Origin of the sequence: Polynucleobacter sphagniphilus (assembly GCF_001953355.1) — a bacterium.
GTDB classification, from domain to species: Bacteria; Pseudomonadota; Gammaproteobacteria; order Burkholderiales; family Burkholderiaceae; genus Polynucleobacter; species Polynucleobacter sphagniphilus.
Window position 1 is genome coordinate 164,314 of sequence record NZ_MPIY01000001.1, and the last position, 14,838, is coordinate 179,151.

Below are 14,838 nucleotides of genomic sequence, written 5' to 3' on the forward strand. Positions count from 1 at the left end.
TTAAATCCCATCAATTTAGCTTGCATCGTTTTGCAATATATCTAAACTCTTATATAAGACATAAGAGTTAATTGTCTAAATATTTCGATATATCAGAGGTACTTGTTTAACTTAGGGAGAAAAACATGGCAGATCGCAAAGCAGAAATCGCAGCAATTCAAAAAGATTGGGATACAAATCCACGCTGGAAAGGTATTACCCGAGGCTATACGGCCGAAGACGTTGTTCGTTTGCGTGGTTCATTAAAGATTGAACATACTTTAGCTAAGCATGGCGCTGAAAGATTGTGGGATTTAGTCAATAACGAAGCTTATGTAAATTGTTTGGGTGCATTGACTGGTGGCCAAGCAATGCAACAAGTTAAAGCCGGAATTCAGGCGATTTATCTTTCTGGTTGGCAGGTTGCGGCTGACGGTAACTCATATGCTGCTATGTACCCAGATCAATCTTTGTATCCAGTGGATTCAGTTCCAAAAATGGTTGAGCGCATCAACAACTCATTTCAACGCGCTGATGAGATTCAGACTGCAAAGGGCATCAATCCCGGTGATGCTGGTTATATTGAGTACTTTGCACCAATTGTTGCCGATGCTGAGGCTGGTTTCGGTGGCGTATTAAATGCATTTGAATTAAGTAAGGCGCTCATTAAGCAGGGTGCTGCTGGCGTTCACTTCGAAGACCAACTCTCTTCAGTTAAGAAGTGCGGGCACTTGGGTGGGAAGGTATTGCTGCCAACGACCGAATCTGTACAAAAATTAATTTCTGCGCGTTTAGCTGCAGACGTAATGGGTGTACCGACTATCATCTTGGCGCGTACTGATGCTGAAGCAGCTGATTTATTGACATCAGACTACGATGAAAACGATAAGCCATTCTTGACTGGCGAACGAACTCCAGAAGGCTTCTACAAAACTCGCAAGGGTTTGGATCAAGCCATCTCACGTGGTTTGGCTTATGCTGCATACGCTGATATGGTTTGGTGTGAAACTGGTACGCCCGACCTTGACTTTGCTCGCAAGTTTGCTGAAGCGATTCGTGCGAAGTTCCCTGGAAAAATGTTGGCTTACAACTGCTCGCCATCATTTAACTGGAAGAAAAATCTGGACGATGCAACGATTGCTAAATTCCAACGCGAACTAGGGGCAATGGGCTATAAGTATCAATTTATTACCCTCGCTGGTATTCACTCTATGTGGTACAACATGTATGACTTGGCACAAGATTACTCTAAGCGCGGCATGACAGCTTACGTAGAAAAAGTTCAAGAGCCAGAATTTGCAGCGCGTGATCGTGGTTACACTTTCGTTTCGCATCAGCAAGAAGTTGGTACCGGTTACTTTGATGATGTCACCACAGTCATTCAGGGTGGCAAGTCTTCCGTGACTGCGTTGACAGGCTCCACTGAAGAAGAGCAATTCCACTAAATCGAATCCCTAAGTAGTTTGTATTACCTGGGCATCTAAATTACCTCACAAGGGTGACTTAGATGCCTTTTTCATATACATTTCTATTATGACCAATTGCATACTTTGTAAAGAAGCATCTTCTACAGATGGGGAAACTCTGATTTGGCGCGGAGATGATTGCAGGGTGATCTTGATAAATGACCCTAATTTGCCGGGGTTTTGTCGTGTGATTTGGGCTGATCATGTGGCTGAGATGACTGATCTCACTTCTGCTGAACGTGGCCATTTGATGGATTTGGTTTTTGTGGTTGAGGCGGCGGTTCGTCATGTCATGAACCCTGACAAGATCAACGTAGCCTCGCTGGGCAATATGGTTCCCCACATCCATTGGCATATTATTCCCCGATTTAATGATGATCCATTCTTTCCTGGATCTGCCTGGTCTGAAAAAACCCAAGACACACCAAAATCAACTCTTGATGCCCGCAAGGCAAAGGTCTTAGAGTTACCGGCAGCCATTAAATCAGGTATTGCCGCGTTATTCTGATTGCATCTCCTTTGGACAAGTGCATCTGCTATCCAAGAGTTTATAAAAGGTATAATCAATTGAAAGATTAACCATTGTGACTATCAGCAAAATCCTTCAAAATAATTTATCAGAGATAGGCATCTCTTTCTTGCTGTATTGGGTTTTTTTTGGCTTTACTTTTTTGATTCCAGGCTTGCAGAGCAGTCCGATCACTTATTTCGTCTTTATGCCGGCAGGCATGAAGTTGTTTGCAATCTTAATATTTAACTGGCGTGGCGCACTCGGTTCTGGCATTGCCATTTTCAGTCGTTTAATGTTGATGAACTCAGTACAATTTTGGAGTGATTGGCTATTGCTAGCAATAGCTGTCAGTCTGGCCCTGTATCTATTAGTGGAATTGATGCTGTGGTGTTTTAGGATTGATCCTAGTCTTGATGGCCTCAGCTACTATCAAATAGTGATACTTGCCACCCTAGCTAGCATTTGCAATGGTTTTGTTTATGCATACACTTATAGCCAATTGGATATTGGGTATTTGGGTGGCGGGAACATTATCCACGCAGGCTATTTAACTATCATGGGTAACCTAGCCGGTAATGCCATTTTTGTCTGTGCAGCCGTGTTTATATTGCGCAATAAAGAATTGATCAAAGTCATTCTTCGCTTAAAAAAATAAGCTTACAATCATCTCTAAATAAGAGATTTATTAGAAAACATAGAACGAAATATAGCCATGAGTAAGATTAATCATTCTTCATACTTGCGTTTCCTGAATTGCTTAAGTGCAATGGATGCAAAAAAGCCAGAGAAAAAGTTGGATGCAATTGAGACGCAATTGCTCGATCAAGTTATGCTGGGGTATACACAGAATCGCGAAATTCTGGTGGGTGATTTATTGGTCTTGAGTCAGATTGGCTCTCAGGCAACTTTGCATGGCCGTATTAAAAAGCTTGATCGTTTGGGCTATATTAAGCTGGTAACTGATAGCGTTGATCAAAGGCGGAAGTGGGTGCAGCCATCAAAGAAAGCACTGCGTCATTATGAAAAACTTTCTCAGCTTTTGGAGATGGCTGTAGCAAGCTGAGATATTAACAAAGCCGTTTTAGGGCCTCGAGGTATTTCTCGGGGCTCAGTTGCCCCCCTTCTCGCTGCGCTTCCCACATTACTTGACCCAAGCATTCCATCATCTGGTGTTGCGCTTCGTGTTTTGATCCCAATTTTTTTGTTAAATCTTCAGCTATCTTGCGAATGCCAGGTGGCTGATCGATTGATATCTGCTCACTAATAGAGAGATGCATTGAAAGGTGCAAAAAGGGGTTGGTTTCGCCACGCTCTGGTGTGTAATCTTGCTCTAAGGCGCCCTCAGGATCGGCGAGTACTGCATGGTATTCCGGATGTTCGGTCATCCAATCTGCGGCCAATGTTTCCATCGGCGTCAGGATGTGATTCTCTATTTTCTTTTTCCAGGTATTGCAGAAAAAACGTCTAACTTCTTCACGGGTTGGGTTAAATATCGCCACGAACTTTTCCTTTGCCTGTTTTTTGCTTATAGCTGCATAAAGGTTCGACAATGCATTGTTCGCACTCGGGATTGCGAGCCTTGCATATATACCTGCCATGCAGAATAAGCCAATGGTGGGCATCTTGCAAAAATTCTCGAGGAACACGTTTCAGTAGCTGCTCCTCCACTTTGACTACATCCTTTCCAGGTGCTAGGCCGGTACGATTTGATACTCGAAAGATATGGGTATCAACCGCCATGGTAGGTTGACCAAAGGCAGTATTCAAAATGACGTTAGCAGTCTTTCTACCAACGCCTGGTAGCGCTTCTAACTCCTCCCTTGTTTGTGGAACGATGCCTTGATGTTTTTCTAATAAGAGGCGGCAGGTTTCTTGTATATGCTTGCCCTTGGAGTTGAACAAGCCAATATGTTGAATGTACGGCTTTACACCTTCCTCCCCAAGCTCTAGAAGGGCTTGGGGAGTATTGGCAATCTTAAAAAGCTGACGAGTGCCCTTATTGACAGAGACATCCGTTGCTTGGGCAGAAAGTAGTACGGCAATCAGTAACTCAAAAGGTGAGCTGTACTCCAACTCCGTCTCCGGATGGGGGTTGTTGGCTTTGAGTAATTCAAAGAAAGCGTGCCGTTTTTCTAGGTTCATCATTTTTGTTGTGCTGCTCTTGCTATGGCGGCTGCAATGATTGCCCGTTTGCGATCCTGCTCTTTTTTTGCTTCCTCGGAGTCAGGTCTTTCGGCGTTAACTACAGTTAATTTTGCCGCAGCTTTTTTAGCCAGACGCTCTTCGTTATCTCGAATTTCCCGATCTAAGCGCAATGATCTTGAATGATATCTAGAGCGAGCCTCATCAGCCAGTTCTGCAGACCATGCGTCCCATCCTGTTTGATGATTTGAAACTTCAATCATCGTGATGCAGTCTACCGGGCAAGGTGGTAGACACAAGTCGCAGCCGGTGCACCATTGATCTAGCACCACATGCATCTGCTTGGAGGCGCCAACAATGGCATCAACAGGGCATGCTTGGATACATAAGGTGCAACCAATACATTGCTTAGGATCGATAAAGGCAATTGCTCTAGTGCGTTCTTCGCCACACTCTGGATCGATTACAGGGTTTTGTGCAAATGCATCCTGAGGGAAAATTGGTTCCAATGCGGCAGATAGGCGTCGAATACCTTCTACACCCCCAGGTGGGCAACGATTGGGGCGCACCTCACCTGTCGCTAGGGCCTGAGCATAAGCTCTGCAGTCGGGGTAGCCGCATTTAGTGCATTGAGTTTGCGGAAGAATATCTTCCAGGCGATCGATAAGTGCGTTCGCTTGCTTGATCTTCATGGAATACCTGAGACACTAATTAAATAAGAGGCCAATTGGCCTCTTATTGTCTTGGCTTACTTTGCGTTTAGTTTTGGTAAGCGGGCTTTGGTTTTTCGCTGCGCAGGTTGATGCTCGCGAATGAATGATTTGATCTTTGGATAGACCTTTTCACGCCAACGACGACCTGCGAAGATGCCATAGTGACCTGCGCCAGCAACTTCGTAATGATCCTTACTTGTTTTTGGAATGCCGTCACACAATGCATGTGCAGAACGCGTTTGGCCACTTCCAGAAATATCATCTAATTCGCCCTCTACCGTCAGAAGAGCAGTTTTTTTGATATCTTGCGGCTTCACCAATTGACCAGCTACTTCCCAAGTGCCGTTTGGTAAAGAGTAATCCTGGAATACTGTTTTGATGGTATCCAAATAGAATTTGGCATCCATATCCAATACAGCGTTGTATTCATCATAAAAACGAATATGGGCTTCAGCATCTTGCTCGTCACCGCGCACTAGGTTTTGGAAATAATCCCAGTGAGACTGCAAATGGTTTTGCGGATTCATGGCGATAAAGCCAGTGTGCTGCAAGAAGCCTGGATATACCTTACGTCCAGCGCCTGGATATGAAGGCGGAACTTTATAAATCACATGACTTTCAAACCACTCATATGACTTTTGGTCCGCCAAGTTATTCACAGCGGTAGGCGACTTACGGGCATCGATTGGTCCACCCATCATGATCATGGATGCTGGAGTTACTTCACCAGCCGAAGCCATCAAGGAGATTGCCGCTAAAGTCGGAACTGTAGGTTGGCATACGGAAATCACATGCAAATCTTTTGCGCCAATCGTGCGAATAAAATCCTGTACATAATGAACATAATCATCTAGGCCAAAGTCACCCTCTGAAGTTGGTACGAGGCGGGCATCTACCCAGTCGGTGATGTAAACCTTATGATCCTGCAAGAGGGTGCGCACAGTGTCACGCAATAAAGTGGAGTGGTGACCAGAAAGTGGGGCAACCACCAAAACAGATGGATCTTCTTTTAATTTTTTAATGACTTCGACATCGTCAGAAAAACGTTTAAAGCGAATTAATTTACAAAAAGGTTTGGTAATCGTAGCAATTTCATGAATGGCGACTTCACGTCCATGAGCTTGCACAGAGCGAATGCCGAACTCCGGTTTTTTGTAGTCTTTGCCTAGGCGATAGAGTAGCTCGTAGCTTGCGGCTAAACGTTCTGATCCCGGAACCTTAGATGCTGGATTGGAGGCATTAATAAAAGCCTCTGAGGCCGCACGAGCCCACGAGCTCATTGGTTGAAGTAGCGCTTTTTGAAACTCATGTAACTGATAAAGCATATTACCTCCTGTAAAACAGTGATCCGCTTGTTACGCTATGACGCGGGCAATCGCTGTAGCTACTTTATCAATATTTTTGGTATTGAGGGCAGCTACGCAAATACGACCTGTTGAGAGGGCATAAATGCCGTCTTCTTTTTGTAAACGCTCCACTTGCTCTGGAGTTAAGCCGGAGTAAGAGAACATACCGCGCTGGGCATTAATAAATTCAAAATCTTGTTTGGCGCCGGCGGCCGCTAATTTGCTGACAAGCGCTTCACGCATCGATTTAATACGCTCGCGCATCTGCGCTAATTCATCTTCCCAAAGCTGGCGTAGTTCTGGTGAGGTCAGGACAGCAGTAGCAATTGCTCCGCCATGTGTGGGCGGATTTGAGTAATTGGTGCGAATCACACGTTTGAGTTGAGACATGACGCGCGCTGATTCATCCTTAGATTCTGTGACGATGGAGAGTGCGCCAACACGCTCACCATAGAGTGAGAATGATTTAGAGAATGAGCTTGATACAAAGAATGAGAGACCAGATTGGGCAAATAAACGCACGGCAACCCCATCTTGCTCAATGCCATCAGCAAAGCCTTGATAAGCCATGTCCAAAAATGGAATCAGCTCTTTGGATTTGCAAATATCAATTACTTGGCGCCATTGCGCTTCGGTCATATCTGCGCCGGTAGGGTTATGGCAGCAGGCGTGAAGCACTACAGTCGTATTTTTTGGGAAAGACTCCAGGGATTTCACCATGCCATCGAAATCAACACCACGAGTTTTATTATCGAAGTAGCTGTACTCAACAACATCAAAACCCGCTGCTTCGAAAATACCGCGGTGGTTTTCCCAAGTTGGATTGCTAATTGCGGCAGGGGCATTTAAGTTGAGACGCTTAATAAAATCTGCGCCTACGCGTAATGCACCGGTGCCACCGATACATTCAGCAGTAACAACGCGACCATCTTTAATTAAAGACGAGTCGTTACCAAAAAGTAGTGTTTGAACGGCCAGGTTGTATTGACTTGGGCCCTCCATTGGGATGTAGCCACGAGGCGCGTGTTTTGCAACTAGCGCTTCTTCTGCCTTAATTACCGCTTGCAAGAGTGGAATCTTGCCTTCATCTGTGTAATAAACACCCACACCTAAATTCACCTTATCAGCGCGTTGATCGGCAACATAGGCTTCGGTAAGGCCAAAAATAGGGTCTTTAGGGGCTAATTGAACAGAGTGGAAGAGAGTCATTTGGAGTCAGAAGGGGTAATTTATAGGTTATTTCAGGATTAATCGACGTTAAATTTGGCTAAATTGTTTAGTTTTGAGAACGTATTCAACTTTTTCCAAAGAAAAACGGCAAAATCAACGTTTATACAAAATTCGCTGTGAATAAAGCTCACAGATGAAATGATAGCTGAGATGCCCCCTAAGTCCCCTAAAAAAATCCCCCGTTGACCCAGTTGCTGAGATAAAAAAAGTTCCAGCGGTTGACCCTTTGGGCGAGGTCGGACATGATTTGGATCCAGCGAAATTCGTTACTTTTCCAGATTCGCCATATCAGCTCTACCAGCCCTTCCCACCTGCTGGAGACCAGCCAGGCGCCATTGATGCCCTCGTAGCGGGCGTTGAGGATGGATTGACGTTTCAGACGCTCTTAGGGGTAACCGGCTCAGGCAAAACCTTCACAATGGCCAATGTGATCGCCCGTACTGGACGTCCGGCCATCATTTTTGCTCCAAATAAGACCCTGGCCGCTCAGCTTTACAGCGAGTTTCGGGAGTTTTTTCCCCGCAATGCAGTCGAGTATTTTGTTAGTTATTACGACTACTACCAGCCGGAGGCGTACGTTCCCCAGCGGGATTTGTTCATTGAAAAAGATTCATCCATCAATGAGCATATTGAGCAGATGCGTTTATCCGCTACCAAGAGTTTGTTAGAGCGGCGTGATGTCATTATTGTTGCGACTGTTTCAGCAATCTACGGTATTGGTAATCCTGGCGACTATCACAGTATGGTGATGACATTACGCCCTGGCGACAAGATGAGTCAGCGCGATATCTTGATGCGCCTGATTGCGATGCAATACGACCGCAATGAAACAGATTTCAAGCGTGGTGTATTTAGGGTGCGTGGCGACACGATTGATATCTTTCCAGCAGAGCACAACGAGCTAGCAGTGCGCGTGGAACTATTTGATGATGAGATTGAAAGTCTGCAGTTTTTTGATCCACTAACAGGACGTATTCGTCAAAAGATTCCACGCTTTACTGTGTACCCAAGTTCTCACTATGTAACTCCACGTGAAACTGTTCTAAAAGCCATTGAAACGATTAAGACTGAATTACGCACGCGCCTAGATGAGTTTGTGAAAGACGGGAAGTTAGTAGAGGCGCAGCGACTGGAGCAGCGCACGCGCTTTGATTTGGAGATGCTCAATGAATTGGGTTTTTGTAAAGGGATTGAAAATTACTCCCGCCATCTTTCTGGTGCCGCTCCAGGGGATGCCCCGCCTACCTTGGTGGACTATTTACCTAACGATGCGCTCATGTTCTTGGATGAGAGTCATGTATTAATCGGTCAACTCAATGCAATGTATAACGGTGATAAGTCGCGAAAACATACCTTGGTTGAATTCGGCTTTCGCTTGCCATCGGCAATGGATAATCGACCGCTCAAGTTCACCGAGTTTGAAACCAAAATGCGTCAAACCATTTTTGTTTCTGCTACCCCGGCTGACTATGAGAAGACGCATCAAGGGCAAGTAGTGGAGCAAGTTGCAAGGCCAACTGGTTTGGTAGATCCAGAAATTGAAGTTCTGCCGGCAACTACTCAGGTTGACGACCTATTGCAGCAGATTCATGAGCGCGTCAATCTACATGAACGCGTATTAGTGACTGTACTGACAAAGCGCATGGCAGAGCAGTTAACGGATTATTTATCGGATAACGGCGTCAAAGTGCGTTACGTGCATTCGGATATCGATACAGTCGAGCGTGTCGAAATTTTGCGTGATTTACGCTTAGGCATTTTTGATGTGTTGGTTGGTATCAATTTATTACGCGAAGGTTTGGATATTCCAGAGGTTTCCTTGGTGGCCATTTTGGATGCTGACAAGGAGGGCTTCTTGCGCTCAGAGCGTAGTCTGATTCAGACGATTGGCCGTGCCGCAAGAAACGTTCGCGGCAAGGCCATCTTGTATGCAGACCGTATTACGGATTCGATGCGCCGCGCTATGGGTGAGACCGAAAGAAGGCGAACCAAGCAAATTGCTTTTAATAAGGAGCATGGAATTGAGCCCAGAGGGGTACAAAAGCGCATCAAAGATATCATTGATGGGGTTTACGACGTCAAAGAGAAGCGTTCTGAGATGCAATCTGAGCAAGAGCGCGCTCGTTATGAGGATATGAGTGAAAAAGACCTAGCGGCCGAAATAAAGCGTCTGGAGAAGCAAATGAACGCCGAAGCTAAGAACCTGGAGTTCGAAAAGGCGGGGGCAACCAGGGATCGCCTCGCTAAGGTAAAAGAAATGGCTTTTGGAGCGATTTCTCATGACTCTGTCTAGCGTTTTGGGATGAATGCCCCTTGGTTTTTTGGGATAATTCCCGAGCAAATTAGTGGGGAATGTGGTAAAGTTGAGTGGAATAGTCGGGTATTACCCATCCGACTGTTAGCTGTCCATAACAATCCATTACCAAGGTGACATATGAGACTTACAACTAAAGGCCGTTTTGCAGTAACCGCAATGATCGATTTAGCCCTGCGTGAAACGCATGGACCTGTAACATTGGCTGGAATTAGCCAAAGACAAAAAATTTCCCTCTCTTACTTAGAGCAGTTGTTCGGCAAATTACGCCGTTTCAACATTGTTGAAAGTACCAGAGGACCCGGTGGTGGATACACCCTAGCGCGTAAATCCGACGAGATTAGCGTGGCTGACATTATTGTTGCTGTTGATGAGCCTTTAGATGCAACTCAATGTGGTGGCAAAGGAAATTGCCATAGCGATGAAGACAATCAGGGTCGTTGCATGACTCATGATCTTTGGTCTAACCTCAATTCGAAGATGGTTGAGTATCTGAGCTCTGTTTCATTGCGTGATTTAGTACAACAGCAAGAAGGGCGGGGCATCGTTATACATGACATGCGCCAAAAGAAAATGAGAGGTGATGGTTTTAAAACGGATAAGCCAGCACCTATCATTGCAGTCAAAAAAGAGATCACGCCAAAGCGACCACTTATTAATTCTGTTTTTAATCTAGCGCAGCAAAGTTAAAGAAATCAATCAATCATGAACGCACCACAAGAAACCTCACTACAGCCGGTTCCAATGTTTAGTCCTAAGCATTTCCCGGTCTACATGGATTACTCGGCAACTACGCCAATTGATCCGCGTGTGGTTGACAAAATGTTGCCTTATTTGCGTGAGCAGTTTGGTAACGCCGCCTCTCGTAGCCATGCCTACGGCTGGGCAGCAGAAGAAGCGGTTGAGTGGGCGCGTTCAGAGGTTGCTCAGTTAGTACATGCTGATCCACGTGAAATTGTGTTCACTAGTGGCGCTACTGAAAGTATTAACTTGGCCCTCAAAGGTGCAGCGCACTTTTATAAAGAGCGCGGTAATCACATTATTACTGTGAAAACCGAGCACAAGGCTACGTTAGATACTTGCCGCGAATTAGAGCGCGAAGGTTTTGAAGTGACCTACTTGGATGTGCTGCCTAACGGCCTGATTGACTTTGCTCAGCTAGAGGCGGCTATGAAGCCTGGCACGATTCTTGCTTCTGTCATGTTTGTCAATAATGAAATTGGTGTTGTCCAAGATATCCCTGCAATAGGTGAACTTTGTCGTGCTCGTGGAGTGATTTTCCATGTAGATGCGGCCCAGGCTACAGGCAAGGTTGAAATTGATTTAGAAAAAATCAAAGTGGATTTGATGAGTTTTTCTGCCCACAAAACATACGGACCAAAAGGTATTGGCGCATTGTTCGTGCGTCGTAAACCGCGTATTCGTATTGAGGCGCAAATTCATGGTGGTGGTCATGAGCGCGGTATGCGTTCTGGCACGCTGGCTGTGCACCAGATTGTTGGCATGGGCGAAGCATTCCGTATTGCCCGAGTTGAGATGGTTGAGGAAAATAAACGTATTCGTGCCTTGCGCGATCGTTTGTTAGCGGGCTTGAAAGATATCGAGGAAGTATATGTAAACGGCGACATGGATGATCGCGTTCCCCATAACCTGAATATCAGCTTTAACTATGTTGAAGGTGAGTCGATGTTGATGGCGCTGAAAGACTTAGCAATCTCATCTGGTTCAGCATGCACTTCTGCTTCCTTGGAACCTTCTTATGTATTGCGCGCTTTAGGTCGCAATGATGAATTAGCGCATAGCTCAATTCGTTTTACCTTGGGGCGCTTTACAACGGAAGAAGAGGTAGATTTCACTATCAATTTGGTGAAAGAGAAGATTGCAAAATTACGTGAACTTTCGCCTTTATGGGAAATGTTTAAAGATGGTGTGGATCTGAGCACTATCCAATGGGCGGCGCACTAAGTAAATAAAAGAATTCGAGAGGAAATATCATGGCATATAGCGACAAAGTAATTGACCACTATGAAAACCCACGTAACGTTGGATCGTTTGCAAAAACAGACGAAAACGTTGGTACTGGGATGGTTGGCGCACCAGCTTGCGGTGACGTCATGAAATTGCAAATTCGCGTGAATGAAGCGGGCGTGATCGAAGATGCAAAGTTCAAGACCTACGGTTGCGGCTCTGCCATTGCCTCATCTTCTTTGGTTACCGAGTGGGTAAAAGGCAAGACTTTAGATCAAGCCTTGGAGATCAAGAACTCCTTAATTGCTGAAGAGTTAGCTCTGCCGCCTGTGAAAATTCATTGCTCAATTTTGGCCGAAGATGCAATCAAGGCTGCAGTTCAAGATTACAAAGAAAAACACCCAGGCAAGTAGAGAAGAGGGTAGGGTACTTATATGGCTATTACCTTAACTGATAAAGCTGCGAAACATGTGCAGCGTAATTTGGATAAGCGCGGCAAGGGCTGCGGTTTGCGCCTAGGTGTTCGCACTACAGGCTGCTCTGGTTTGGCCTATCAACTTGAATACGTTGATGAAGCCGCCCCTGAAGATACGATGTTTGAATCGAATGGCATTAAGGTATTTGTTGATCCAAAAAGCTTGGCCTATTTAGATGGCACCGAGTTGGATTTTGTGCGCGAGGGTTTGAACGAAGGATTTAAATTTCAAAATCCAAACGTCAAGGATGAGTGTGGTTGTGGCGAATCTTTCCGCGTCTGACAACTACTTCCAGTTTTTTGGATTAAATCAGCAATTCAAGATCGATTTGTCTGCACTGGATCAGGCTTATTTGGCAATCCAAAAAGAGGTGCATCCAGATCGTCATGCCCGTGGTAGTGATACGGACCAACGCTTAGCGATGCAGATGGCAACATTTGCCAATACTGCACTGCAGACGCTTAAAAACCCGATTCAGCGCGGACTGTATTTGTGTGGACTCCATGGGGTGGATGCCAAACTCGAAACGAATACTGCCATGCCAGCTGCTTTTTTGATGCAGCAAATGGAGTGGCGCGAAAGTCTGGATGATTATGCAAACGACTTGGCGGCTCTCGAGACATTGATGACCGAAGTAGAGCAATCTAAGCAAATTATCTTAAGTGAAATTGCTCAAGCAATTGATGTGGATAGTAGTTACGAGAAAGCAGCGGAGTTACTAAGGGGGCTACTCTTTATTGATAAATTTGCTGCTGAGCTCGACGATGCAATATCTGCATTGGTATAGCTTTAAACTAAGAAACTATGGCCCTATTACAAATTTCTGAACCCGGTAAATCCCTTGCCCCTCACCAGCGGCGCATTGCAGTTGGGATTGATTTGGGGACTACGAATTCTTTGGTTGCCATTGTGCGCGATGCCTTGCCTAAAGTCCTGCCAGATGAACAGGGGCGTGAGCTACTGCCCTCAGTGATACGTTATTTGCCCGATGGCAGAACGCAAGCTGGTTTTGAGGCTCTTGATAGCGTGGTGATTGATCCTAAAAACACGATTGTTTCAGTAAAGCGTTTTATGGGCCGTGGCTTAGTCGATGTCGAGCATCTTGAAAGTGCGCCATATGACTTTGTGGATGAGCCCGGCATGCTCAAATTGAGAACTGTTGCTGGTGATAAGAGTCCAATTGAGGTATCTGCAGAGATCTTGGCGCGTTTGCGTCAGTTGGCAGAAGATTCTGTTTCTGATGAAATTGTGGGTGCGGTGATTACGGTGCCTGCTTATTTTGACGATGCTCAACGCCAGGCAACCAAGGATGCCGCCAAATTGGCTGGTATTGCAGTATTGCGATTATTGAATGAACCAACTGCAGCAGCGATTGCCTATGGCTTAGATAATGGCTCCGAGGGTGTGTATGCCGTCTATGACCTAGGTGGTGGCACCTTTGATATTTCTATCTTGCGCATGAGTCGCGGAGTATTTGAAGTACTCTCTACTGGTGGTGATACTGCGCTTGGGGGCGATGACTTTGATCATCGTTTGTATTGCTGGGTGATTGAGCAAGCCAATTTACCGCCTTTGTCGATCCAGGATCATCGTGCTTTATTGCAGTGCTGCAAGAATGCAAAAGAGCACCTGAGTCATAGCCCATTGGCGCGTGTTCATCAAACTTTGAGTGATGGCACCTTAGTCAATGTTGGCATTAGCCAGGCGCAATTCTTTGAGATGACGCAAACCTTGGTCGCCAAGACTTTGGTTTCTTGCCGCAAAGCTCTCCGCGATGCGGGTCTGAAGGCTGAGGATGTGAAGGGTGTGGTGATGGTTGGTGGTTCAACCCGTATGCCTAATGTGCAGCGTGCTGTTGGTGAACTGTTTGGTACGCAGCCATTAAATAACCTCAACCCGGATCAGGTGGTTGCCCTGGGCGCCGCGATGCAGGCTGATTTATTGGCTGGCAATCAAAGCAAAGATGACGAGTGGTTGCTATTGGATGTGATTCCATTGTCTTTGGGTATTGAGACTATGGGCGGCTTGGTAGAAAAGATCATTCCTCGTAACACCCCTATTCCAGTTGCGAGAGCACAAGATTTCACGACTTTCAAGGATGGTCAAACTGCCCTTGCGATCACGGTAGTGCAGGGTGAGCGTGAGTTGGTTCATGATTGCCGTTCCTTGGGTAAATTTGAGTTACGCGGAATTCCTCCAATGGCAGCTGGTGCGGCCCGGATTCGCGTTACCTTCCAAGTGGACGCTGATGGTTTGTTGTCTGTCAGCGCTATGGAGCAAGGTTCTGGTGTACAAGCCTCAATCAATATTAAGCCGTCTTATGGCTTAACGGATGCTGAGATCACTCGGATGTTGCAAGATGGCTTTGCTTCAGCCAAAGAGGATCTTTTGTCTCGTTCTTTGCGTGAAGAACAGGTTAATGCGCAGCGTTTACTCGATGCCGTTCAGACTGCCTTAAATAGTGATCGTGCTCTGCTCAGTGAGCAAGAGCAGGCCGCAGTGGATCAAGAGATGGCTACTCTGGAGCGAATTCTCAAGGAAGAAACTGACAGCGCCGTGTTACGTAAAGCGGTAGACCACGCTGCTAAAGCCACTGATGAATTTGCACAAAAGCGCATGAATGCCAGCATCCAGAAGGCCTTAGCGGGCAAGAATGTGGCAGAAATTTAATCTATAAAAACAATACTTAATTA

16 protein-coding genes are annotated in these 14,838 nt (G+C 45.8%); 11 read left to right on the plus strand and 5 right to left on the minus strand.

Annotated features, from left to right (window positions below; translation table 11 throughout):
- Window positions 1–125: 125 nt before the first annotated feature.
- The 4 genes from aceA to BOQ04_RS00860 all read left to right on the plus strand — a co-directional run bounded on the left by aceA (window position 126) and on the right by BOQ04_RS00860 (window position 3,019).
- On the plus strand, window positions 126–1,424 hold the full coding sequence (aceA, locus tag BOQ04_RS00845; protein ID WP_076022884.1) for an isocitrate lyase: 1,299 nt from the start codon (window positions 126–128) through the stop codon (window positions 1,422–1,424).
- A gap of 88 nt (window positions 1,425–1,512) precedes the next feature.
- Window positions 1,513–1,953, plus strand: coding sequence for an HIT family protein (locus BOQ04_RS00850; protein ID WP_076022885.1), 441 nt, complete (start codon window positions 1,513–1,515; stop codon window positions 1,951–1,953).
- Window positions 1,954–2,029: 76 nt separating this feature from the next.
- Entirely contained in the window at window positions 2,030–2,611 is a 582-nt protein-coding gene (locus BOQ04_RS00855) for a hypothetical protein (RefSeq protein ID WP_076022886.1), read from the plus strand.
- A gap of 57 nt (window positions 2,612–2,668) precedes the next feature.
- Window positions 2,669–3,019 carry a hypothetical protein gene (locus tag BOQ04_RS00860; RefSeq protein ID WP_076022887.1) on the plus strand — a complete coding sequence of 117 codons (351 nt, stop codon included), beginning with the start codon at window positions 2,669–2,671 and terminating at the stop codon, window positions 3,017–3,019.
- Between the two features lie 4 nt (window positions 3,020–3,023).
- Here BOQ04_RS00860 and BOQ04_RS00865 read toward each other — a convergent pair whose 3' ends face one another.
- From BOQ04_RS00865 to BOQ04_RS00885, 5 genes are read right to left on the minus strand one after another with little or no spacing between them, the layout of a single operon-like run.
- Window positions 3,024–3,449 (minus strand): DUF1841 family protein, encoded by a 426-nt coding sequence (locus BOQ04_RS00865; protein WP_076023153.1) that lies wholly within the window; start codon window positions 3,447–3,449, stop codon window positions 3,024–3,026.
- Window positions 3,442–4,098 carry an endonuclease III gene (gene nth, locus BOQ04_RS00870; RefSeq protein ID WP_076022888.1) on the minus strand — a complete coding sequence of 219 codons (657 nt, stop codon included), beginning with the start codon at window positions 4,096–4,098 and terminating at the stop codon, window positions 3,442–3,444. The genes BOQ04_RS00865 and nth overlap by 8 nt, the downstream gene beginning before the upstream one ends.
- A complete protein-coding gene (gene rsxB, locus BOQ04_RS00875; protein ID WP_076022889.1) occupies window positions 4,098–4,790 on the minus strand; it encodes an electron transport complex subunit RsxB in 693 nt (230 codons plus the stop codon). The genes nth and rsxB overlap by 1 nt, the downstream gene beginning before the upstream one ends.
- A 56-nt stretch (window positions 4,791–4,846) precedes the next feature.
- The gene (locus BOQ04_RS00880) at window positions 4,847–6,136 is read right to left on the minus strand and encodes a polyhydroxyalkanoate depolymerase (protein ID WP_076022890.1); all 1,290 of its coding nucleotides are present in this window, start codon (window positions 6,134–6,136) and stop codon (window positions 4,847–4,849) included.
- A gap of 30 nt (window positions 6,137–6,166) precedes the next feature.
- On the minus strand, window positions 6,167–7,366 hold the full coding sequence (locus tag BOQ04_RS00885) for an amino acid aminotransferase (RefSeq protein WP_076022891.1): 1,200 nt from the start codon (window positions 7,364–7,366) through the stop codon (window positions 6,167–6,169).
- 247 nt (window positions 7,367–7,613) lie between these two features.
- Between BOQ04_RS00885 and uvrB the strand changes: the two genes are divergently transcribed.
- The 7 genes from uvrB to hscA all read left to right on the plus strand — a co-directional run bounded on the left by uvrB (window position 7,614) and on the right by hscA (window position 14,815).
- Window positions 7,614–9,680: an excinuclease ABC subunit UvrB gene (gene uvrB / locus BOQ04_RS00890; RefSeq protein ID WP_076022892.1), complete on the plus strand. Its 2,067-nt coding sequence runs from the start codon at window positions 7,614–7,616 to the stop codon at window positions 9,678–9,680.
- A gap of 141 nt (window positions 9,681–9,821) precedes the next feature.
- Window positions 9,822–10,391, plus strand: a complete 570-nt coding sequence (locus tag BOQ04_RS00895) for a Fe-S cluster assembly transcription factor (protein WP_076022893.1) — start codon at window positions 9,822–9,824, stop codon at window positions 10,389–10,391.
- 15 nt (window positions 10,392–10,406) lie between these two features.
- Window positions 10,407–11,666 carry an IscS subfamily cysteine desulfurase gene (locus BOQ04_RS00900; protein WP_076022894.1) on the plus strand — a complete coding sequence of 420 codons (1,260 nt, stop codon included), beginning with the start codon at window positions 10,407–10,409 and terminating at the stop codon, window positions 11,664–11,666.
- 29 nt (window positions 11,667–11,695) lie between these two features.
- The gene (iscU, locus tag BOQ04_RS00905) at window positions 11,696–12,082 is read left to right on the plus strand and encodes a Fe-S cluster assembly scaffold IscU (RefSeq protein ID WP_076022895.1); all 387 of its coding nucleotides are present in this window, start codon (window positions 11,696–11,698) and stop codon (window positions 12,080–12,082) included.
- A gap of 21 nt (window positions 12,083–12,103) precedes the next feature.
- Window positions 12,104–12,427 carry an iron-sulfur cluster assembly protein IscA gene (gene iscA, locus BOQ04_RS00910; protein ID WP_076022896.1) on the plus strand — a complete coding sequence of 108 codons (324 nt, stop codon included), beginning with the start codon at window positions 12,104–12,106 and terminating at the stop codon, window positions 12,425–12,427.
- Window positions 12,393–12,932, plus strand: a complete 540-nt coding sequence (hscB, locus tag BOQ04_RS00915; RefSeq protein ID WP_076022897.1) for a Fe-S protein assembly co-chaperone HscB — start codon at window positions 12,393–12,395, stop codon at window positions 12,930–12,932. The genes iscA and hscB overlap by 35 nt, the downstream gene beginning before the upstream one ends.
- 17 nt (window positions 12,933–12,949) lie before the next feature.
- Window positions 12,950–14,815: a Fe-S protein assembly chaperone HscA gene (gene hscA, locus BOQ04_RS00920; protein ID WP_076022898.1), complete on the plus strand. Its 1,866-nt coding sequence runs from the start codon at window positions 12,950–12,952 to the stop codon at window positions 14,813–14,815.
- The last annotated feature ends 23 nt before the right edge of the window (window positions 14,816–14,838 follow it).

Excerpts from the sequence above, each read along its gene's own strand:
- BOQ04_RS00850 (WP_076022885.1), top strand. The coding sequence starts at position 1,513 with ATGACCAATTGCATACTTTGTAAAGAAGCATCTTCTACAGATGGGGAA.
- nth (WP_076022888.1), bottom strand. The coding sequence starts at position 4,098 with ATGAACCTAGAAAAACGGCACGCTTTCTTTGAATTACTCAAAGCCAAC.
- hscA (WP_076022898.1), top strand. The coding sequence starts at position 12,950 with ATGGCCCTATTACAAATTTCTGAACCCGGTAAATCCCTTGCCCCTCAC.
- iscA (WP_076022896.1), top strand. The coding sequence starts at position 12,104 with ATGGCTATTACCTTAACTGATAAAGCTGCGAAACATGTGCAGCGTAAT.
- hscB (WP_076022897.1), top strand. The coding sequence starts at position 12,393 with ATGAGTGTGGTTGTGGCGAATCTTTCCGCGTCTGACAACTACTTCCAG.
- rsxB (WP_076022889.1), bottom strand. The coding sequence starts at position 4,790 with ATGAAGATCAAGCAAGCGAACGCACTTATCGATCGCCTGGAAGATATT.
- iscU (WP_076022895.1), top strand. The coding sequence starts at position 11,696 with ATGGCATATAGCGACAAAGTAATTGACCACTATGAAAACCCACGTAAC.
- BOQ04_RS00860 (WP_076022887.1), top strand. The coding sequence starts at position 2,669 with ATGAGTAAGATTAATCATTCTTCATACTTGCGTTTCCTGAATTGCTTA.
- BOQ04_RS00900 (WP_076022894.1), top strand. The coding sequence starts at position 10,407 with ATGAACGCACCACAAGAAACCTCACTACAGCCGGTTCCAATGTTTAGT.
- aceA (WP_076022884.1), top strand. The coding sequence starts at position 126 with ATGGCAGATCGCAAAGCAGAAATCGCAGCAATTCAAAAAGATTGGGAT.
- BOQ04_RS00895 (WP_076022893.1), top strand. The coding sequence starts at position 9,822 with ATGAGACTTACAACTAAAGGCCGTTTTGCAGTAACCGCAATGATCGAT.
- BOQ04_RS00880 (WP_076022890.1), bottom strand. The coding sequence starts at position 6,136 with ATGCTTTATCAGTTACATGAGTTTCAAAAAGCGCTACTTCAACCAATG.
- BOQ04_RS00885 (WP_076022891.1), bottom strand. The coding sequence starts at position 7,366 with ATGACTCTCTTCCACTCTGTTCAATTAGCCCCTAAAGACCCTATTTTT.